Genomic DNA, 20,313 nt, shown 5'->3' with positions numbered 1-20,313 from the left:
TTTTATTAAAAGCCTCAAGATTTATTTCTTGAGGCTTATTTAGTTTATACTTTTTGGGATTGTATAATGTATGATGTAAAAAGTAGTATGTATAATCATTATATCTATAATAATACAAAAGGCAAACCAACATTTGCCTTTTATGTTACTGTAAATATTGGGTTGTAATAATTCCCCTAATCATTCAAAAAATTTAAATCTTCTGGATCTATAAAAATAGGAGGAGTTGTCCAAATAGTATCTTTATTTAAATATTCTTCAGGGATAATTGTATTTTCAAACAGAAAAGATTCTGATATCTTATTCTTATTAAACATAACTATTTTTTTAATTCCTTTATCAAGCTTACCATTTGACTTCTTTTGTCCATGGTATTTAATTTTATTAAATCTATAAGAATAAATGTAGTATCTAGTCCGTGTTTCCACAACATATTTATCTATGTTAGCAATAGTATAATAAGCATTTTGATATGTATTTTTTTCTTTTTTTATATACCTATTATTAGAATATATAATAGTTAATATTAATAACAATATTGAGATTATAATAAGTATATTATTTTTTTTCATTTTCAAACTCTTTTTCAATAAATGTAGATTGTAAATTATTATGAAATGACTGTAAACCTTCATTAATTAGTGGTGATAATTTATCCCCAAAAACACTAGTACCTTCGCCTAATTTCCCTAAACCATTACCTAAATAACCTGTTCCAACCTTTAATAGACTTTCTGTTAAATTATTTTCTCTACCATTAAAAATATTTTGACCAACTTGTGAAGCTTCTGTAGCTATAGGACTAAAATTGCCTGGTACAATACTTCCTATAGCTGCATTTATAAAATTAACTTGGTATTCACCTGTTAAAGTTTTAGAAATAGCAGCCTGCATAATAACATCTGCTCCATATTTAATTAAGACAATTGTACCGTATTCAACAGCTACTGGTAACATAATAATAGTAATAGTAGTACCTAAAATAGCATTATCAATACTTTTAGATAATTCTCCATTATGCATTTCTAAATACCATTTGGTTGCATTTGGATCATTAAATAAATTTGCATAACTTTTTAATGCTGAATTTTCTATTGAACTTATATCTTGGAAAGGAATATTAAAAAAATTGCTTATTTCTCTTTTGGCTTTTGTTGTTGGAGTTACGGCTGTAACAACAGCTTCTTGAAGCTCAATAGGTTCATCTTCATCACCTGGTCCATCTACTTGCATGCCATCTGGATCAATAAAATAAACAGGATTATTTAATGTATAATTGTATGGTGAATTATCTACATATCTAACCGCCAACGGGTCAATGTTAAACCAACGTCCAATCGCAGGGTCGTAGTTTCGTGCGCCGTAGTCGTATAAGTTTAGGCTTAATTCATCTTGCAGTTCTTTGCCGTTGTATTTGTACTTATAACCATTCATTATCATAAATATATGAATTAAAAAGAATTGGTCGTACAAAAAAAGCCCAACAGAAGTTGAGCTTTTTAAAATATAGATGAAAGGGTAATAATTTACTCTCCTAAATATGCAACCGTTTTGGTATCACCATTTACAGTTACTTTAGTCAAGTTATATTTTGCTAAATTTTTCATTGATTTGTCCCATTTTTTACCGCTTAAAGCAGCTTGAGATTTTAATTCATTCAAATCAATGTTTTCGTTAGCTTTTAAAATTTCAATAATTTGAGTTTCTTCTTCTGTTAATTCGTAAGCTGGTGCAGCTTTTTCTGGACGCATTTGAGGGAAGAATAAAACTTCTTGAATAGATGGATTATTTGTTAAGAACATAATCAAACGGTCCATTCCGATTCCTAAACCTGATGTTGGAGGCATTCCGTATTCTAAAGCACGCAAGAAATCTTGGTCGATAAACATTGCTTCGTCGTCACCTCTATCAGCTAAAGCCATTTGTGCTTCAAAACGCTCACGTTGATCGATAGGGTCATTTAACTCTGAATATGCGTTAGCAATTTCTTTTCCACAAACCATTAATTCGAAACGCTCAGTTAATTCTGGATTATCACGGTGTTTTTTAGTCAATGGAGACATTTCTTTTGGATAATCTGTAATGAAAGTTGGTTGAATGTAGTTTCCTTCACATTTTTCACCAAAAATTTCATCGATTAATTTTCCTTTACCCATCGTCTCATCAACTTCGATTCCCATTCCTTTAGCAGCTTCAAATAATTCTGCTTCAGATTTTCCATCGATATCAAACCCTGTAAAATCAATAATTGATTGACGCATTGTTACACGTTTGTAAGGCGCTTTAAAATCAATTTTATGTTCTCCAAATGTCGCTTCAGAAGTTCCATTAACAGCGATTGCACAATGCTCTAATAATCGCTCTGTGAAATCCATCATCCAGTTATAATCTTTGTAAGCAACGTAAATTTCCATTGCTGTAAATTCTGGATTATGCGTACGATCCATTCCTTCGTTACGGAAGTTTTTAGAAAATTCGTAAACACCATCAAAACCACCAACGATTAATCTTTTTAGGTATAATTCGTTTGCGATTCTTAAATATAATGGAATGTCTAATGCATTGTGATGCGTAATAAACGGACGAGCTGCTGCACCTCCAGGAATCGATTGTAAAACTGGAGTTTCGACTTCCATGTATCCACGATCGTTGAAGAAGTTACGCATTGCGTTGAATAAACGTGTACGTTTTAAGAAAATTTCTTTCACATGTGGGTTTACAACCATGTCTACGTAACGCATACGGTAACGCAATTCTGGATCTGTAAAAGCATCAAATACATGACCTTCGTCGTCAGTTTTTACAATTGGTAATGGACGTAAAGTTTTTGATAACAACGTTAATTTTGTTACGTGAACAGAAATTTCACCCACTTTAGTTTTGAATTCATATCCTTCAATTCCAATAAAATCTCCGATATCCATCAATTTCTTGAAAATTGTATTGTACTCAATTCCTTCTTCAGATGAAGAAATATCATCTCTTGAGATATAAACCTGTACACGACCTTCGCTATCTTGTAACTCAGCGAAAGAAGCTTTTCCCATTACACGAACACTCATCAATCGTCCGGCAAGCTTGACAACCTTTCCTTCTTCGTACTTTTCCTTAATTTCTTTAGAATTAGAAGTTACCACGAATTCTTCGGCAGGGTAAGGCTCAACGCCTAAGTCTCTTAATTGTTGTAGTTTTTCTCTACGAATAATTTCTTGTTCAGACAATTGCATAGTGAATATAATTTATATAAAATGAAAGCAAAATTATGAAAAATAATCTTGATTCACGAAGTTTTTATGATTTAATAATGTAAGAATTATCAGTATTGATGCGAGTTTTAGTCTACTAACTCAAAACGACGCTCTAACGTGTAATCAGTATCTTGAAATTTCACCTTTTTGGTTTCGATACTATACGAAATCCAACCGTTATCTTTGATACGCGAAGTTGTTTTAACGTAATATTTTATGTCGTCTTTCAATCTTTTTTCAGATGGTTGTTCAGAACCTAATTTCGTAGCTAAATCTTTCAAATAGCTGTACCAAGAATTGGCCAACCAATCTTTATCGGCTTGCTGAAAACTTGACATAATATAATTGGTTTGCGAAACTCCAATCTCATTCAATTTCAATTCTGTTGTCGCTGGAGTGGGAGAAGTGCTAAATAAATTATCCATGTAAGATTGATAAACAAATGGCGCACTTTCTAAAGTAAAATTACTTTTTCCATAAAAATGATGGAATTGACGAATGTCTTTGTCAAATAATTTAACAATACTTTCTTCTGTAGAATATTGTTGAAGATTCTTTTTGATTAACGCAATCGCAGTAGGATTATCCAAATATTTATTCTCTAAATCTTCTGAAGATAAAACCAATTGTTTAATCGTTTTATCTAAATCTGTATAACCTAAAAATCGTCCGTCTTGATCTATTTTAAAGGAAATCGAAACATTATTAACTAACGAAAAAGGATTATTTAAAAATGATTTTGAATTGAATTGTATATTTCTGAAATTCCACTTTACAATGGTTTCGTTTTGATAAATATTTTCAACTTGAATAATAACGTTATAAGTATATTGTTCTTGATGCGAAATCGTGTCATCTTCCAATTTCACTTCACTTGTTGTTACATTATATCGTTTTTCGTTTCCAATATTCCAATATGTTTTGGGAAAAATAATCGTTTCCTGCGGAGCATTAAAAATGGTATCATTTTTAACAACCGGTGAAATTGTATCTTGAATAGGATCTTGGGCAAATATTTTTATCGAAAAAAATAGAAAAAACAGATAATATGTAAAATTAATTTTCATTTATAAGTAATCAAACTAATTCAAAAATAGAGCAAATTATCTAAAATGAAGTTTGAAATTCGTTAAAAAATAAAATTTAGTCATTTAAAAGTTTTATACTTAATTGATTAACTGTTTTCTTAGAACCAATATTTAAGCTAAATAAATATTCAGATTTGATTAAAATTGAATTCAAATCGTACGTATTTTCATATTTCACTTTTAATTCAACTGTTTCTGAATATTTTTTGATTTCTTTTTTTACCTGTTCTTGCGACAAATTCAGTTTAGCATCATTCAACATATAATACGCCATTTCTTCCCATAATTTTTCAAAATCATCTTTGCTCAAATTTTGGTCAGAAGCAATTGTATACGTACCTTTTTCTTTGTTGATGTCTTTTAGATAAGTATTTGTTGTAGAAGAAATTGGAAAACCAAAAATATTTTCCTGTACCGATTTTCCTTCATACGTTTCACCTAAACGAAAATATTGTCCATTAAAATAATTGAAAACATGAATTTCTTGCTCAAAAACATACGGAACATAGGTTTTTGACTTGACCATTTCCTCGATGTACGCAATATTTGCTTTATAATCATCAGATTTTTTGCGCTGTTTGCCAAGTTTATCTGTTATTTTAAGCAATTTTTCTTCAATCTGAGGAATATTTAATAATTCTAAAAATTCTCCAGAAGGATTTGTTGTGAATTCGTATTCTATTCCTTCAGAATTATTGATAAAATCGCGGTAAAATTCATCAGGATCATTGGATTGATTTTTACCATTTACAAATGTATACTTATTAGCAAAATCATTCTTGTCAACCAATTCCATCGATTTATTTGATTGGTTGATGACTTTAGAAACCGTGTCATTTACAGAAATCGAAAAGTTACGATCTGTAAATGAGTAGTTATATACTTTATTTAATTCTAAATTTGGTTTTACCTGTACAGATTTTTCTTCAAAATTCACCTGCGCAAAAATGGCAGGAGAGTATAGTAAAATCAAGGTAAATAGGCTTGTTTTCATTCTCTCTAAAAGTTGTACAAATATAGAATGATTATTGAATATCCAAGTTATTTATTGAACGAATCATTGTATCAATTGGCTTAGTTTCCGAAATTTCTTTTTCCATTAAAGTTCCACCGATTTCTTTCAGCTTTTTAACCTGCGGAATAAATCGATTTTCTAGCGAACCTATAGCTTTATTGTAACTTTGGGTTGCTTGGTTTAGATTATGACCAACCGTAGCTAAATGTTGTATTAAAACATTCACACGATTGTATAACTCTATTCCAGCATCTCGCATTTGATATATATTTTCCGCAACATTTAATTGTTGCCAGCTAAACGCAATTGTGCGAAGCATTGTAATCAAAGTAGTTGGTGTTGCAATAATTATTCTATTGTTTAGTGCATCTTCTATCAAAGTTCGCTCCAATTCTAACGCAGCACCAAAAGAACTTTCAATTTGCAGATACATCACCACATAATCGGGTGCTTCTGTGTATTGATTCCAATAAGCCTTAGAACTCAAATTCTTTAAATGTTCGCGTACAGCTTTCGCGTGCATTTGCAAATGATGTTTTCTCAAATTTTCATCTTCCGTTTCGAACGCAAGCATATATTGGTTTAACGGAACTTTAGAATCGACAATAACTTTTCGATTTCCAGGAAGATTAACGATTAAATCTGGGCGAAGCAAACCATTTTCTGATTGAACAGAAGTTTGTTCTTCAAAATCACAAAAAGACGACATTCCAGCAAATTCAACCACACGTCGCAAACCAATTTCTCCGTATTTTCCTCTTGTGTGTGAAGTTTTAAGAGCAGAAACTAATGTATTGGTTTCTTTTTGCAATTTATCAGTTGTACCACGCATTGAATCTAAGAAAACTTTAATTTCTGAATAAGCGCCTTCTCGAGCTTTTTCTATTTCGGATATTTTTCCGTCAAATTTATTCAAGCTTTCATTTAATGGTTTGATTAACGAATCAATCGCTTGTTGACGTTTTTCTAAATCGTTTTGAGAATTAGAAAAATGTTTATCCAATGTTGTTTTCGCTAAATCAAGAAATTGTTCGTTATTACTTTTCAAAACTTGAGCTGAAAGTGCTTCAAATTGCTCTTTTAATCGTTCATTGGTTTCGAGCATAAACGATTTTTGCTCCTCCACAGCTTTCATTGCTTCTTGATGGCGAACCGTTAATTCTGTATTTTTTTCGCGCTCTTTTTGCCATTGATCCAAATTGAAATTTGCATCATCTTTTATTTCGATAAATTCATTTTTTAGCGAATCATATTGTTTCTGAAGTTCTTGGTGTTTTATTTCATTTCCAATTATGGCTGAATTTGCTTTCGACTTTGAATATAAAAAACTGATAACGGCTCCAATGATAAAAAAAAGGATGGATGAAAGTATGATAGCGCTGTTCATAATCTTAAAATTTAAACAAAGGAACGATTTTATACGACACAATATGTCGTTATTAAAAATAAAATCATAAAAAAACGACTTCTAAGAATCGTTTTTCATCTTAAATTAATTGTTTTGATCTCTTTAGATAATTTTTGTGCCTTTTATAAAATTAATGTTAAGAAAAAAGACAGCTTGAAAAAAGCTGTCTTTGTATGATTATAAATGAATAGAATCTTGGGATTCTGTCCTTAAATTATCTTTTGTTTCGAAGATAGAATTTTTGATGATTTGAGAACTTTCGTTCAAAATTGGTAAAATCTGGCTTTCGTCTTTTGTTTCTTTAAATCCTAATTCTAAAATCGGATCGATATAATACAAAATACTTGATGTTAAAAGTAAAGAGATTATTAATCCTAAAGCCGCTCCACCAAATCGATTAATGATTCCTAAACCAACTGCTTCTACTGTTTTTTGTGTTAAACTTGACGCTAATTTTATTGTGAAAAAAGCAATTGCAAATGTAATAACTAACGCAACCAAAGAAGTTAAGCTATCTGCAACAATGTTGTAAGAATCGACATAAACTTCGATGATTTGATAAAATTTAAAACTTAACCAAATTGCTACAAAAAAACCGACTAACCCAATTAATTGAGAAATAAAACCTTTGAAAAATCCGTTGATAAAACCAAAAGCTAACGCAATTAAAATCAGAATATCAAGTTGATTGAAATCAGTCATTAAGCGTTTTGTAATTGATGTTTTTCAGCGATTTTTTTCAATGTTCCAACTAAGACATCAATATCTTCTTTAGTTGTTTCGTATGAAAAAGATACACGTAAAGGCGTCATTTGATCAATTTCTTCTTCTGTGTACAATGTTTGCATAACTAATGAAACTTTTGCTGCACCAGAACTGCAAGCACTTCCTTGTGAAACAGCGATACCAGCTAATTCTAATTCGAATCCGATTAAGGCATCATGAAATGGTAATTTGATGCTTAATAATGCATACAAACTTTTGTCTAAATCATCTGATAATCCATTGAAAGAAACGCCTGGAATAGCTGCTTTTAATTGATCGATTGTATATTGTTTAATTTCTTTGATGTGATTAACATGAGCTTCTAACTCATCAATTGCTAAATCAAAAGCTTTTGAAAGTCCAACAATTCCGTATACGTTTTCGGTACCAGAACGCATTCCTCTTTCTTGTCCTCCTCCAGCAATCAAGGCTTTTAAATGCGAAGCTTTTTTTGCATATAAAAATCCAGCACCTTTTGGTCCATGAATTTTGTGTGCTGAGCAAGAAGCGAAATCCATTCCCAAATCTTGGAAATCTAAATCGTAATGACCAACTGTTTGCACCGTATCTGTGTGGAACAATGTATTATTTTCTTGACACAATTGCGAAATACGTTTAATATCTGTTAAATTTCCAATTTCGTTATTAGCATGCATCAAAGAAACCAATGTTTTTTTAGATTGATCTTTAACTAATTCCTCTAATTGAGCATAATCAATGTCTCCATTTTTTTGAATATTGATGCGGATTACTTCAACTTTTCCACGATATTCTAAATCTTTGATACTTTCTTGTACGCATTTGTGTTCCATATCCGAAGTAATGATACGTGTAACATCTAAATCATTTACACAAGAACGTATAATCGTATTGTTAGATTCTGTCCCACAAGAAGTAAAATAAATTTCGGCAGGAGAAATATTTAAACGCTGCGCAATGTTCTTTCGAGCCATTTCTATAAGTGCCTTGGCTTCTCTACCAAAAACGTGGGTAGAAGATGGATTTCCGAAAACATTTTTCATCACATTTGCCATTTCGTCAACTACTTCTGGACGAATTGCTGTGGTTGCTGCATTGTCTAAATATACTCTTTGCATTATCGATTATTTACTGTATTGTTGTTTACTTTGAGGTTTTGAACAACAAATTTAAGTAAAATGTAAGGATTGAAAAAGTAAAATGTTATTTAAAACGCATCAAGTCCGAAGACAAAAATCTCCACTCAGGTGTAAGAAGTATGCCTTCTTTTGCAATATACCATGGTGAGATTAAATCGTTGCTTGGATTAGAAAGAATATGAATGTCTTGACTTGGATAATAACTTTGAGCCAAAATGAATATATTATTCCCATTTTTATCTTTCGCTAAATCAATTACCATTACAGCATGACTTTTTATATTTCCCTTTTGAAAAAATACATCGCCAATTTGAATCTCTTTGATAGAGATTGGTTTTAATAATTCAGCAATTGTATTTGAATTTGTATTTTCTAAATAATAGATCAAATATTGCATGTATTTCGTATGAGAATAATCTCCTTTTACATAGTCAGTGTAAGGAATTGGCTTTGTAGAAATTTTAGACAATTTATCTATTTCATTGTATTTTTTCGAACGGAAGAAATACTCTAAACGCAAACTCATCATCGCATTTGCATTAAACTGTACATTTTTTTTGGGTTGTTCTAAATCTAAAACTCCTACATATATATTTGGATTAGATTTTTTTTGACCATCAAAAGAATAAACAGCTGTATTATTGTTTTTGAGCGGAAGGTTATTTATCCATTTACCAAAATCTGTATAATTTTGATTCCTTTCATAATTTGGAGGTGTATCAAATCTCTTGAAAATCTTTAATTCACGTGTATGAACTAAACTACTTTCTTCATTTTCAAGCAATTCATTATTTGAAGATGATTTTAAAATCTGTGTGTTACAAGATGATAAAATGGTAAAAAACGATAGAGTTAAAAAAAATGTATTCTTAAAAATTTTCATTGAAATGTTGAAAAAAACGTGCTATTCTTTGGTTAAGAGTTGAATTTGATCTCTTAATTCGGCTGCTTTTATAAAATCTAAATTTTTTGCAGCATTTTCCATTTCTTTCTGCAATTTTTGTACCAATTTCTCTTTATCTTCTGTCGAATAATTTTCATTAATCTCTGCTGCTTGTTGAATCAAATGTTTTTGTTCGTAAGGATTTTCTTCAAAATCTGCTGCAGCTAAACTTAGTTTCGTTATTTTTTTGTTTAAAGCTTGCGGAACTTTATTGTGATCTTTGTTGTATTTCATTTGAATTTCACGACGACGATTTGTTTCATCAATCGTTAATTGCATACTATCTGTAATTCTATCTGCGTACATAATCGCCAAACCATTCACGTTACGAGCAGCACGACCAACCGTTTGCGTTAAAGAACGATGACTTCTTAAAAAACCTTCTTTATCAGCATCCAAAATTGCTACTAGAGAAACTTCAGGTAAATCTAAACCTTCTCTCAAAAGATTAACTCCAACCAAAACATCAAATAATCCAGCGCGTAAATCAGCCATAATCTGAACACGTTCTAATGTATCCACATCAGAATGAATATAACGACATCGAACGCCATATTTTGTCAAATATTTCGTTAACTCTTCCGCCATTCGTTTCGTTAAAGTAGTGACCAAAACACGTTCGTCTAACTCTACTCGTTTATTGATTTCTTCCATCAAATCATCGACTTGATTTTGTGTTGGACGAATTTCAATAATTGGATCTAATAATCCTGTTGGACGAATGACTTGCTCTACAACAACTCCTTCCGATTTTTCTAATTCATAATTCGCAGGTGTTGCTGAAACATAAATCACTTGATTTTGTAAAGCTTCAAATTCTTCGAATTTTAACGGACGATTGTCCATTGCAGCTGGAAGTCGGAAACCATATTCTACTAAATTCTCCTTGCGCGAGCGGTCTCCACCATACATTGCATGAACTTGAGAAACTGTAACGTGCGACTCATCAATCACCATCAAATAATCTTCTGGGAAATAATCTAACAAACAGAATGGACGAGTTCCTGGTTCGCGACCGTCTAAGTATCTCGAATAATTCTCGATTCCAGAACAATATCCCAATTCTTTGATCATTTCCAAATCGAATTCAGTACGTTCTTGCAAACGTTTTGCTTCGAGATGTTTTCCGATTTCATGATAATATTCAACTTGTTTACCCAAATCGATCTGAATATCAGCAATTGCACCATTTAAAGTGTCTTTAGAAGTAACAAAAAGATTGGCTGGATAAATATTAATTTTATCTAATTTAGTTGAAGTTTTACCTGTTTCTACATTGAAAACTGAGATTTCTTCGATTTCATCACCAAAGAAATTAATTCTGATTCCATCATCCGCATAAGCAGGGAAAATATCTAATGTATCTCCTTTAATTCTAAAATTTCCGCGTTGAAAAATACCTTCTGTTCTCGAATATAAAGCTTGGACTAATTTATGCAAAAAAGCTGTTCTCGAGATAATTTGCCCCGTTTCAATCTGAATCACATTTTTATGAAATTCTGTTGGATTTCCAATACCATATAAACACGAAACTGAAGCCACAACCAAAATATCGCGACGACCAGAAAGTAGGGAGGAAGTTGTACTTAAACGAAGCTTTTCAATTTCTTCATTAATTGATAAATCTTTCTCAATATAGGTTCCTGATGAAGGAATGTAAGCTTCTGGTTGATAATAATCATAGTAAGAAACGAAATATTCGACTGCATTATTCGGAAAAAATTCTTTGAATTCCATATACAACTGTGCCGCCAACGTTTTGTTATGTGCCAAAACTAAAGTTGGACGTTGCACATCTTGTACAACATTCGCGATTGTAAATGTTTTACCAGAACCTGTAACACCCAAAAGTGTTTGATAACGATCATTATTTAGAATACCATTTGATAATTCTTCAATAGCTTTTGGTTGATCACCAGTTGGCTTGAATTCAGAATTTAATTGAAACTGCATTCTACAAATTTACAAATTATTCAGATAAAAAAGGATTGTTATGAATTGTGATTTTACATAGAAGTTGATAAAAAATAAAAAGGCGACTTTAAGTCACCTTTTCATCAAAACCACAAAAAAATGAGAAAACTGTTTACTTAGTAAACAAACTTCCTTCCATTATTACAAGCTATTGCCCGCTATAACCATTGCAAATATATGTCGGTTTTCTGTGCGTGCACAATAATTTGTAATACTTTGTTTTATTGGTGTCGATAAAAGTTATTTATAATAGTGTTAAAACGTCTGATTACAACGTTTTCGTTGATTTGAATAAACTTTATAGTGTTAAGTTTACACTAGCGAATTTTCGCTAAATTCCATAATTTATCTAATTCGGAAATGGTTAAATCAGCTATGTTTTGACCATTTTCTTTCGCGATTTCTTCTAATTTCTGAAAACGTGTGATAAATTTTTTGTTCGATCTTTCTAAAGCATCTTCAGAATTGATGCCATTAAATCGTCCATAATTAATCAAAGAAAATAAAATGTCACCAAATTCCATCTCTTTATCTGTTGGATTTTGTTCTTCTTTGAATTCATTAATTTCCTCGATAATTTTATCAAAAACTTGATCAGAATTTTCAAATTCAAATCCAACACCTTTTACTTTGTCTTGAATTCGGTAAGCTTTTACCATTGCTGGGAGAGAAGTAGGAACGCCAGAAAGTACAGATTTGTTACCTTCTTTTAGTTTGATTTGTTCCCAATTTTGAAGCACCTTTTCTTCTGTATTTGCTTCTACATCGCCGTAAATATGTGGATGACGATGAATTAATTTGTCACAAATACCATTTAAAACATCAGCAACATCGAAGTTGTTTTGTTCTGATGCGATTTTAGAATAAAAAACTAGGTGAAGAAAAACATCACCTAGTTCTTTTTTTATTTCATCCGAATCTTTTTCGATGATGGCATCCGAAAGTTCATAAATTTCTTCGATAGATAACGTACGCAACGTTTCCATTGTTTGTTTACGATCCCACGGACATTTTTCACGTAATTCATCCATTATATCCAACAATCTTTCGAAAGCCTGTAATTGATCTTTACGTGTATTCATCTCTAATTATTCAGCGTCTTTATCTTTTTTTGCTGTTGTTTTTTTAGCAGCAGTTTTTTTAGCAGGTTTTTCTTCAGCGTCTTTTTTGTCAGCAGCCTTTTTAGCAGGAGCTTTCTTTTTTGGTTTTTCTTCCACAACAACTTCTTCTGTAGCTTCTACTTCAGCAACAGGAGCTTCTTGTGCTTGTTGAGCAGCCATTGCAGCTTCTACAGCAGCTAAGTCGATGTTTAATAATCCGTTTTTGTGTAAGATATTATACCATTGGAATAATTTTTTCAAATCAGAATCATAAACTCTTGAATCGTCATATTCTGGTAAAACTTCTTCCATATATTTACGCAATTCTGCACCAGAAGTTTTGTAATCGATCGTTTCTCCTCCGTTTTCTTTTTTGTAAATTCTGAAGAAAACTTCAGCCAAAGGAAATTCTTGTGATACTCCGTAAATAGCAACGTTGTCTAATAAACTAACATTGTAGTTAGAAGCGATTGAGATTTTTTTACCTTTTTCTAAATCTTCAACAACAAAACCACCTCTTGTTTGAGAAACTAAACGGTATAATCCTGGTTTTCCTGAAATTGCGATAACTCTTGATAAATCCATATTCTATTATGTTTAAGGGTCTATGAAGGGAATTTCATTTTGTAACTCGTGTTTACTTTCCCTTTTGTTATATTTTTTAATTTATTACTTATTAATTTCTTTTTAAAGCTCGAAATATAGTCAATAAAAAGCTTTCCTTCCAAATGATCGTATTCGTGTTGAATAACTCGAGCGCGAATATCCGAAAAAGTTTCGGTATGTTTCACCCAATTTTCATCAAAATATTCTAAAGTTACCGATTCTGGACGTGTTACATCTTCGTGAATGTGAGGAATACTCAAACATCCTTCTGTAAAAGCCCATTCATCACCTTCAGAACTACTGATTTTTTTTGGATTGATGAAAACTCGTTTGAAATCTTTTAATTCATCTTTTACATCATCATAATCTTCATCTTCTTCGAAAGGCGAGCAATCAACAACAAATAAACGTATATCTTTCCCGATCTGAGGCGCTGCGATACCAACTCCGTTAGAGTCATACATTGTATCGAACATATTTTGGATCAGTTCTTGTAAATTTTTATAATCTTGATCGATTTCTTGTGAAACTTTACGCAAGACAGGATCTCCGTAAGCTACAACTGGTAATACCATTTTCTGATCTTTTTTTATTAATTTAACGGCAAAGATACAATTTGTTATAGTTTATGTGATAAAAATGATTGTAAAATTATTACGGCACTCACTTTATCGACCATTCCTTTTTCTTGACGTTTTTTCTTTTTCATTCCTCCAGCAAACATTGCTTGAGAAGCCATTTTTGAGGTAAACATCTCATTTTCACGATGAATTTTAATCAACGGAAATTGTTCAGAAAATTTTTTCAAAAAAGGTTGAATTTGATTTTCAATCTCATTTAATTCTCCTGAAAAACGAACAGATAATCCAACTACAAGGTCAGAAACGTTTTCTTTCTCGATATATTGTTTCAAGAAATCCATCAATTTTGATGTATCAATTGTATCAACTGGCGAAGCTATAATTTGCAATTCATCGGTTACGGCAACGCCTGTTCTTTTTCCTCCGTAATCTAACGCTAATATTCGTGACATTTGGCAAATTTAAAAAAACGATTCAATAATAAATAATCTCTATGAAATCCCTTGATTATAATTTTTATATTTGTGGCTATTATTAATAAAGATGGAGAATTTAAAACAAATCATAGAAAAAGCTTGGGACAATAGAGAATTGTTACAAGAAGAGTCAACACAAATTGCAATTCGTGAAGTAATTGAGTTAATCGATAACGGACAATTACGTTGTGCAGAACCAGTTGGAGAAGATTGGCAAGTAAACGAATGGGTGAAAAAAGCAGTTGTAATGTATTTCCCAATTCAGAAAATGGAAACTTTAGAAGCTGGAATTTTTGAATACCATGATAAAATGGAATTGAAACGTAATTATGCTGAAAAAGGAATTCGTGTTGTTCCAAATGCTGTTGCTCGTTATGGTGCGTATATTTCTTCGGGAGTTATTTTAATGCCTTCTTATGTAAATATTGGTGCATATGTGGACGAAGGAACAATGGTTGATACATGGGCTACTGTAGGTTCTTGTGCTCAAATTGGGAAAAATGTTCACTTATCTGGTGGTGTAGGAATTGGTGGAGTTTTAGAACCATTGCAAGCTGCTCCAGTAATTATCGAAGATAATGCATTCATTGGATCTCGTTGTATCGTTGTAGAAGGAGTTCGCGTAGGAAAAGAAGCGGTTTTAGGAGCAAATGTTGTTTTAACAGCATCGACTAAAATTATTGATGTGACAGGTGATGAACCAATTGAAATTAAAGGTTATGTTCCTGCTCGTTCAGTTGTAATTCCAGGTTCTTACACGAAAAAATTTGCTGCAGGTGAATACCAAGTTCCTTGTGCATTAATCATCGGAACACGTAAAGAATCTACAGATAAAAAAACTTCATTAAACGATGCATTGCGCGAGCATAATGTAGCGGTTTAATTAGAACTAAATTTTTTAAAATATAATCCTCAGCAGTTTTGTTGAGGATTTTTTTATTTTCGAATCAAACATATTTTAGTAGTTTTGCTTTATAACTATGTTTTATGAAAATTTTGATTATCCAACACAAGATGATAGGCGATGTTTTAATCACATCATTGTTGTGCGAAAATATCAAAAAAGCTTATCCAAATGCTATTGTTGATTATTTAATCAATAGTAATACTTTGCCTGTTTTAGAGAATAATCCGTACATCAATCATAAAATTGTTTTCGATGAAAAAGAAAACAAAGGCTTGATGAATTTGATTAAATTCTCGAAAAAAGTTAATCAAAATAAATACGATATTGTAATTGATGCTTACTCAAAATTACAGAGTTGGGTAGATGTTTTTATTAATAACGCACAAAAAAAAATATCGTACAAAAAGATTGGAAGAACGTTTTTGTATACAGATAATGTAGAAAAACATGACGAACCAAATTCATATTTAGGTTTAGCAATCGAACATCGTTTGTCTTTATTGAAGCCTTTAGGAATTGAAATTCCTTTGGCTACCGAACCAAAATTGTATTTAACGGAAGATGAAATAAATTTCGCAAAGGGTTTATTTATAAAACATCAAGTTGATTCTACTCGTAAAACGGTTATGATTAGTTTGCTTGGTTCTGATCCTTCAAAAACTTATCCGTTGAATGAAATGGCAAAAATGGTTGATTTTATTGGTCAACATTATAATGTCAATATTTTATTCAATTATTTTCCGAAACAGTTACCACAAGCCAAGGAAGTTTATAATCAATTATCTGATGAAACCAAATCGAAAGTTTATTTTGAATTGTTGGGTAATGATTTGCGTCAATTTATTGCAATTGCAAATGAATGTGATGTGATTGTTGGAAATGATGGAGGGGCAATTAATATGTCGAAAGCTTTAGGGAAAAGATCATTTATTATTTTTTCTCCTTGGATTGATAAAAAAGTTTGGGCAACTTTCGAAGATGGAATTAATCACACAAGTGTTCATTTGAAAGATTATTTTCCTGAAAAACTTGGAGATTTAAACAATCGTCAAATAAAAAAACAAGTAAATGAATTTTATTCAATATTTGATTTCGAGTTGTTTAAAGAAAAGTTAGAAAATTTTCTAAACAATAACTCATTGGATAGGCAATTAATAAGTAATAATAACGTTGAAATAGAAACTAAAAAAGAATATTCTATAGAATCAATGTCTACTAAAATTTCAGCTTTACTGATTACTTATAATGAAGAAATAAATTTACATCGTTATTTAAATGATGTAGATTTTGCTGATGAAATTATTATTATTGATTCTTTTAGTACCGATAAAACAGAAGAAATTGCTCGTCAAAATCCTAAAACTAAATTTGTAAAACGTAAGTTTGATAATTTTACGAATCAACGTAATTATGGACTTTCTTTAGCAAAAAATGATTGGGTTACTTTTTTTGACGCAGATGAAGGAATCCCACTTGAATTAAAAAAAGAAATTGTTTCGGTTTTTAATCAGCAACCTACTTTTGATGCATATTTTGTTTATCGAAAATTCTTTTTTAAGAAGAAGCATATAAAATATTCGGGCATGCAAAATGATAAAGCTGTTCGAATTTTTAAAAAATCTAAATCTCAATATAAATCAGATAGAATGGTTCATGAGATTATAGAATGTAATGGTAGAACAGGTTATTTAACAAATAAACTTGATCATTTTACATTTGATAATGAAGAAGAATATTTAGATAAACTGAATAGTTATTCTCGCTTACGAGCACAAGAACTTCGTCTTAAAAATTTGAAACCATCATTTTATCATTATACGATAAAACCTGCCTATCGTTTTTTTAATTATTTCGTAATGAGACTTGGTTTTTTAGATGGAAAAGATGGTTATACAATCGCGAAACTACACGCAATTTCTGTTGCAAATCGTTATAAATATTTAGACGAAATTTATAGAAAAGAAAATCAAAACTTAGGTTAAATAAAGAAGTTTAAGATTTTATTATACATTTGTCATACATTAAAAATAATACAATGAAAGCATATGTTTTTCCAGGACAAGGTGCTCAATTCTCTGGAATGGGTAAAGACTTGTACGAAAATTCTGAAATCGCAAAAGAATTATTTGATAAAGCAAACGAAATCTTAGGATTTGATATAAAATCAATTATGTTTGAAGGTTCTGCAGAAGACCTAAAACAAACAAAAGTTACACAACCAGCAGTTTTTTTACATTCTGTTATTTTAGCGAAAATTTTACCAGATTTTAAACCAGAAATGGTTGCAGGACATTCTTTAGGAGAAATTTCTGCTTTAGTTGCAAATGGAACTTTAGACTTTGAATCTGGATTAAAATTAGTTTACAAACGTGCTTTAGCAATGCAAGCTGCATGTGAAGCTAATCCATCTACAATGGCTGCAATCTTAGGGTTAGAAGATAAAATTGTAGAAGATGCTTGTGCAGAAATTGATGGAGTTGTAGTGGCTGCAAATTACAATTGTCCAGGTCAGTTAGTGATTTCTGGAGAAATTGAAGCGGTTAATGTAGCATGCGAAAAACTGAAAGAGTTAGGTGCAAAACGAGCATTAGTTTTACCAGTAGGAGGAGCTTTTCATTCACCTTTAATGAAACCTGCTGAAGAAGAATTAGCACAAGCTATTGAAGAAACAACATTCAATACTCCAATTTGTCCAGTTTATCAAAATGTAAGCACAACAGCTGTTACAGATCCTGCTGAAATTAAGAAAAACTTGATTGCTCAATTAACTGCTCCTGTAAAATGGACGCAATCTGTTCAAAATATGATTGCTGATGGTGCGAGTGAATTTATTGAGGTTGGACCAGGAAATACTTTACAAGGTTTAGTGAAAAAAATAAACAGAGAGGTCTCAACTTCTTCGGCACAAATCTAAACGAAATGAAAACATACCGTTCCAATGGAAAATTATTCCTTATCGGGGAATATATTGTAATTGATGGAGCGAAAGCATTTGCATTGCCCACGAAATATGGGCAATGTTTGTTTGTAGAAAATTCATCAGAAACTGAGAATTTAATCACTTGGAAAGCGACGAAATTTGATAATTCTATTTGGTTTGAAGCTGAAATTAGATCGAATGATTTAGAAATAATTTCTTCTACAAACGAGAAATTAAGTCAATCATTACAAAATATTTTAAAACAAGCTAAATCATTAAATCCTGATTTTTTCAATTCTAATAACAGTTATCAATGTTTAACGAAGTTAGAATATCCACAAGAATGGGGATTGGGTAGTAGCTCGACTTTGATTGATTTGATTAGTCAATGGATTGAAATAAATCCGTTTGAATTGAATCAATTAACCTTCAATACAAGTGGTTATGATATTGCTTGCGCGCATCATCATCAACCGATTTTGTTTTCGAATAATCCAATTGAAGTGGAAGATTTAGAATTGAATTGGAATTTTAAAGATCAACTTTATTTTGTTTATCTTAATCAAAAGCAAGATACGCAAGCCGTTGTGGGAAATCATTACAAAAACAAACCAAAAAATCAGAAAATGATTCAAGAACTTTCAGATTTGGTTGTTCAAGCAACTAAAGTTGAGAGTTTAACTGATTTAGAATCTATTTTAGATGAATATCAAGCACGATTAGGTGATTTTATGCAAATTCCACAAGTTAAAGAATTGTATTTTCCAGATTATTTAGGAACTATAAAAAGTCTTGGAGCTTGGGGCGGAGATTTTGTTTTGGTGACGTATAGAGAAGGAATGCACGATTATTTTAAAGAAAAAGGATATGAGATTATTATTCCATTTTCTGAAATGATAAAATAACAAAAAAGCAGATTTGATTTCAAATCTGCTTTTTTGTTATTGTTTTTTACCAATCACGGCTTTTAATTTCTTTTTTCGAGCTTGTTTTGTTTGAAATTTATGTTGGAATTCTTGCGTTTTATTCCACATAGCTTCAATAACTTCCTGTTCTGGTTTATTAATAAGTTTCGCATATTCTTTTCCCATAATTTCTATCATTTCTTTTTGAGGAGTTAGACGAGAAAAGTTTTTCATTCGAATATCAAAACTCATTGAATTGTGAAAATTCATACGATTCAAATCAACTAAATAAAATTCATATTGATTTTCTCCAACTTGCTTGATTAAAGTATTTCCAGGAGAATGATCCAAAAACTCAATTCCCGCTTCATGTAAATCAAATGTGAATTTTGTAAACTGTTTCAAAATTTCGTTTCGGTTTTCCCAAGTTGGAATTTCAACTAATTCACGATAAGTTAAATCAGCTTCAACTAATTCACAGAAATAGTAACTATTATTAAAACTTATAGGAGTTTTATTTTCTACAAATGCAATAGGATATGGTGTCAAAAAACCTAAATCAATCAATCGTTTTGCATATTCATAAGATCGTTCTGCTTTTGATTTTCTAAAGAATCGATAAACAAATTTATTGATTATATTAGGAATCTTAAATGATTTAATCGTTGCAATTTTACCCGACTCTAATTTCTTTTTTTTGATAGAATTTCTTGTGCCTTTTGCAATATAATCATCAATCAGATCAAAATTATCAATAATAGATTTGATTTCGGTTTGCGTGGTTTTATAATTATTATTTACGACAATTTTTTGTGTCATTTTTCAAAATATTATAATTAATATAGAAAAAATCTATATTTCATTTTAATCTGTCAAAGATATGTCTATTTTTGCTGAAAAATACTCTCGATATTATGAATAATTTGAAGAAAGTAGGGATTATTGTTCCAATTTATAGAGATTTTTTAGACGAATTTGAAAAAAAATCTTTGGAAAGTATAATTCAACATTTCAATGGTTTTGAAATTATTTTTGTGGCTCCACAAGGTTTGACAACTTCTAATTATTCATCTTTTTTTAGTAAAATCAATGATTTTCGTATAGAATATTTCAGTTCAAATTGCTTCGATTCCATTGATGGTTATAATCAATTGTTATTAGAAAAATATTTTTATAAAACTTTTGAAGAGTTCAAATATATATTGATTTGTCAATTGGATGTTTATGTTTTTAAGAATGAAGTTGTTTAAACAAATAAG

20 protein-coding genes are annotated in these 20,313 nt (G+C 30.8%); 5 read left to right on the top strand and 15 right to left on the bottom strand.

What is annotated here, in order from left to right:
• Positions 1 to 176: 176 nt before the first annotated feature.
• The 14 genes from B3J26_RS04415 to ruvX all read right to left on the bottom strand — a co-directional run bounded on the left by B3J26_RS04415 (position 177) and on the right by ruvX (position 14,298).
• A complete protein-coding gene (locus B3J26_RS04415; RefSeq protein WP_221857022.1) occupies positions 177 to 572 on the bottom strand; it encodes a hypothetical protein in 396 nt (131 codons plus the stop codon).
• On the bottom strand, positions 559 to 1,434 hold the full coding sequence (locus tag B3J26_RS04410) for an RHS repeat-associated core domain-containing protein (protein WP_291073449.1): 876 nt from the start codon (positions 1,432 to 1,434) through the stop codon (positions 559 to 561). Before B3J26_RS04410 ends, B3J26_RS04415 begins: the two co-directional genes overlap by 14 nt.
• 92 nt (positions 1,435 to 1,526) lie before the next feature.
• A complete protein-coding gene (lysS, locus tag B3J26_RS04405) occupies positions 1,527 to 3,227 on the bottom strand; it encodes a lysine--tRNA ligase (protein ID WP_291073447.1) in 1,701 nt (566 codons plus the stop codon).
• Between the two features lie 107 nt (positions 3,228 to 3,334).
• Positions 3,335 to 4,315, bottom strand: coding sequence for a hypothetical protein (locus B3J26_RS04400; protein WP_291073445.1), 981 nt, complete (start codon positions 4,313 to 4,315; stop codon positions 3,335 to 3,337).
• Positions 4,316 to 4,391: 76 nt separating this feature from the next.
• Complete coding sequence (locus tag B3J26_RS04395; protein ID WP_280037501.1) at positions 4,392 to 5,330, bottom strand: hypothetical protein; 939 nt, start codon at positions 5,328 to 5,330, stop codon at positions 4,392 to 4,394.
• A gap of 31 nt (positions 5,331 to 5,361) precedes the next feature.
• Complete coding sequence (gene rmuC / locus B3J26_RS04390; RefSeq protein WP_286496433.1) at positions 5,362 to 6,738, bottom strand: DNA recombination protein RmuC; 1,377 nt, start codon at positions 6,736 to 6,738, stop codon at positions 5,362 to 5,364.
• A gap of 198 nt (positions 6,739 to 6,936) precedes the next feature.
• Positions 6,937 to 7,461 carry a CvpA family protein gene (locus B3J26_RS04385; protein ID WP_114999807.1) on the bottom strand — a complete coding sequence of 175 codons (525 nt, stop codon included), beginning with the start codon at positions 7,459 to 7,461 and terminating at the stop codon, positions 6,937 to 6,939.
• Positions 7,461 to 8,621: a cysteine desulfurase family protein gene (locus B3J26_RS04380; protein ID WP_125350150.1), complete on the bottom strand. Its 1,161-nt coding sequence runs from the start codon at positions 8,619 to 8,621 to the stop codon at positions 7,461 to 7,463. Before B3J26_RS04380 ends, B3J26_RS04385 begins: the two co-directional genes overlap by 1 nt.
• Positions 8,622 to 8,706: 85 nt before the next feature.
• Entirely contained in the window at positions 8,707 to 9,525 is an 819-nt protein-coding gene (locus B3J26_RS04375) for a DUF4846 domain-containing protein (protein ID WP_286496128.1), read from the bottom strand.
• Positions 9,526 to 9,546: 21 nt separating this feature from the next.
• Complete coding sequence (gene uvrB / locus B3J26_RS04370; RefSeq protein ID WP_286496129.1) at positions 9,547 to 11,538, bottom strand: excinuclease ABC subunit UvrB; 1,992 nt, start codon at positions 11,536 to 11,538, stop codon at positions 9,547 to 9,549.
• Between the two features lie 338 nt (positions 11,539 to 11,876).
• Entirely contained in the window at positions 11,877 to 12,641 is a 765-nt protein-coding gene (gene mazG / locus B3J26_RS04365) for a nucleoside triphosphate pyrophosphohydrolase (RefSeq protein ID WP_114999814.1), read from the bottom strand.
• A 6-nt stretch (positions 12,642 to 12,647) separates the two neighbouring features.
• On the bottom strand, positions 12,648 to 13,244 hold the full coding sequence (locus tag B3J26_RS04360) for a DUF5606 domain-containing protein (RefSeq protein ID WP_038333500.1): 597 nt from the start codon (positions 13,242 to 13,244) through the stop codon (positions 12,648 to 12,650).
• Between the two features lie 20 nt (positions 13,245 to 13,264).
• The gene (gene def / locus B3J26_RS04355; protein ID WP_114999818.1) at positions 13,265 to 13,840 is read right to left on the bottom strand and encodes a peptide deformylase; all 576 of its coding nucleotides are present in this window, start codon (positions 13,838 to 13,840) and stop codon (positions 13,265 to 13,267) included.
• Between the two features lie 44 nt (positions 13,841 to 13,884).
• Complete coding sequence (ruvX, locus tag B3J26_RS04350; RefSeq protein ID WP_038333513.1) at positions 13,885 to 14,298, bottom strand: Holliday junction resolvase RuvX; 414 nt, start codon at positions 14,296 to 14,298, stop codon at positions 13,885 to 13,887.
• A gap of 91 nt (positions 14,299 to 14,389) precedes the next feature.
• Here ruvX and B3J26_RS04345 point away from each other — a divergent pair, with 91 nt between their 5' ends.
• The 4 genes from B3J26_RS04345 to B3J26_RS04330 all read left to right on the top strand — a co-directional run bounded on the left by B3J26_RS04345 (position 14,390) and on the right by B3J26_RS04330 (position 19,054).
• Complete coding sequence (locus B3J26_RS04345; RefSeq protein ID WP_114999820.1) at positions 14,390 to 15,205, top strand: 2,3,4,5-tetrahydropyridine-2,6-dicarboxylate N-succinyltransferase; 816 nt, start codon at positions 14,390 to 14,392, stop codon at positions 15,203 to 15,205.
• 131 nt (positions 15,206 to 15,336) lie between these two features.
• Positions 15,337 to 17,211, top strand: a complete 1,875-nt coding sequence (locus B3J26_RS04340; protein WP_291073442.1) for a glycosyltransferase — start codon at positions 15,337 to 15,339, stop codon at positions 17,209 to 17,211.
• Between the two features lie 53 nt (positions 17,212 to 17,264).
• Positions 17,265 to 18,143, top strand: coding sequence for an ACP S-malonyltransferase (gene fabD / locus B3J26_RS04335; RefSeq protein WP_114999826.1), 879 nt, complete (start codon positions 17,265 to 17,267; stop codon positions 18,141 to 18,143).
• A gap of 5 nt (positions 18,144 to 18,148) precedes the next feature.
• Positions 18,149 to 19,054: a GYDIA family GHMP kinase gene (locus tag B3J26_RS04330; RefSeq protein WP_291073440.1), complete on the top strand. Its 906-nt coding sequence runs from the start codon at positions 18,149 to 18,151 to the stop codon at positions 19,052 to 19,054.
• Positions 19,055 to 19,090: 36 nt separating this feature from the next.
• Here the strand turns inward: B3J26_RS04330 and B3J26_RS04325 are convergent, their stop codons facing one another.
• Positions 19,091 to 19,873, bottom strand: a complete 783-nt coding sequence (locus B3J26_RS04325) for a lipopolysaccharide kinase InaA family protein (protein ID WP_291073439.1) — start codon at positions 19,871 to 19,873, stop codon at positions 19,091 to 19,093.
• 95 nt (positions 19,874 to 19,968) lie between these two features.
• Between B3J26_RS04325 and B3J26_RS04320 the strand changes: the two genes are divergently transcribed.
• Positions 19,969 to 20,304: a DUF5672 family protein gene (locus B3J26_RS04320; RefSeq protein WP_291073437.1), complete on the top strand. Its 336-nt coding sequence runs from the start codon at positions 19,969 to 19,971 to the stop codon at positions 20,302 to 20,304.
• The last annotated feature ends 9 nt before the right edge of the window (positions 20,305 to 20,313 follow it).

Source organism: Empedobacter sp. UBA5987, assembly GCF_002429865.1.
Classification (GTDB): domain Bacteria; phylum Bacteroidota; class Bacteroidia; order Flavobacteriales; family Weeksellaceae; genus Empedobacter; species Empedobacter falsenii_B.
Note: the sequence above shows the minus strand (reverse complement) of the source record. Positions and strands in the feature narration are given on the sequence as shown.

Bases quoted from the DNA above. Each gene is read 5' to 3' on its own strand.
- B3J26_RS04415 (WP_221857022.1), bottom strand. From the start codon at position 572: ATGAAAAAAAATAATATACTTATTATAATCTCAATATTGTTATTAATA.
- B3J26_RS04410 (WP_291073449.1), bottom strand. From the start codon at position 1,434: ATGAATGGTTATAAGTACAAATACAACGGCAAAGAACTGCAAGATGAA.
- lysS (WP_291073447.1), bottom strand. From the start codon at position 3,227: ATGCAATTGTCTGAACAAGAAATTATTCGTAGAGAAAAACTACAACAA.
- B3J26_RS04400 (WP_291073445.1), bottom strand. From the start codon at position 4,315: ATGAAAATTAATTTTACATATTATCTGTTTTTTCTATTTTTTTCGATA.
- B3J26_RS04395 (WP_280037501.1), bottom strand. From the start codon at position 5,330: ATGAAAACAAGCCTATTTACCTTGATTTTACTATACTCTCCTGCCATT.
- rmuC (WP_286496433.1), bottom strand. From the start codon at position 6,738: ATGAACAGCGCTATCATACTTTCATCCATCCTTTTTTTTATCATTGGA.
- B3J26_RS04385 (WP_114999807.1), bottom strand. From the start codon at position 7,461: ATGACTGATTTCAATCAACTTGATATTCTGATTTTAATTGCGTTAGCT.
- B3J26_RS04380 (WP_125350150.1), bottom strand. From the start codon at position 8,621: ATGCAAAGAGTATATTTAGACAATGCAGCAACCACAGCAATTCGTCCA.
- B3J26_RS04375 (WP_286496128.1), bottom strand. From the start codon at position 9,525: ATGAAAATTTTTAAGAATACATTTTTTTTAACTCTATCGTTTTTTACC.
- uvrB (WP_286496129.1), bottom strand. From the start codon at position 11,538: ATGCAGTTTCAATTAAATTCTGAATTCAAGCCAACTGGTGATCAACCA.
- mazG (WP_114999814.1), bottom strand. From the start codon at position 12,641: ATGAATACACGTAAAGATCAATTACAGGCTTTCGAAAGATTGTTGGAT.
- B3J26_RS04360 (WP_038333500.1), bottom strand. From the start codon at position 13,244: ATGGATTTATCAAGAGTTATCGCAATTTCAGGAAAACCAGGATTATAC.
- def (WP_114999818.1), bottom strand. From the start codon at position 13,840: ATGGTATTACCAGTTGTAGCTTACGGAGATCCTGTCTTGCGTAAAGTT.
- ruvX (WP_038333513.1), bottom strand. From the start codon at position 14,298: ATGTCACGAATATTAGCGTTAGATTACGGAGGAAAAAGAACAGGCGTT.
- B3J26_RS04345 (WP_114999820.1), top strand. From the start codon at position 14,390: ATGGAGAATTTAAAACAAATCATAGAAAAAGCTTGGGACAATAGAGAA.
- B3J26_RS04340 (WP_291073442.1), top strand. From the start codon at position 15,337: ATGATAGGCGATGTTTTAATCACATCATTGTTGTGCGAAAATATCAAA.
- fabD (WP_114999826.1), top strand. From the start codon at position 17,265: ATGAAAGCATATGTTTTTCCAGGACAAGGTGCTCAATTCTCTGGAATG.
- B3J26_RS04330 (WP_291073440.1), top strand. From the start codon at position 18,149: ATGAAAACATACCGTTCCAATGGAAAATTATTCCTTATCGGGGAATAT.
- B3J26_RS04325 (WP_291073439.1), bottom strand. From the start codon at position 19,873: ATGACACAAAAAATTGTCGTAAATAATAATTATAAAACCACGCAAACC.
- B3J26_RS04320 (WP_291073437.1), top strand. From the start codon at position 19,969: ATGAATAATTTGAAGAAAGTAGGGATTATTGTTCCAATTTATAGAGAT.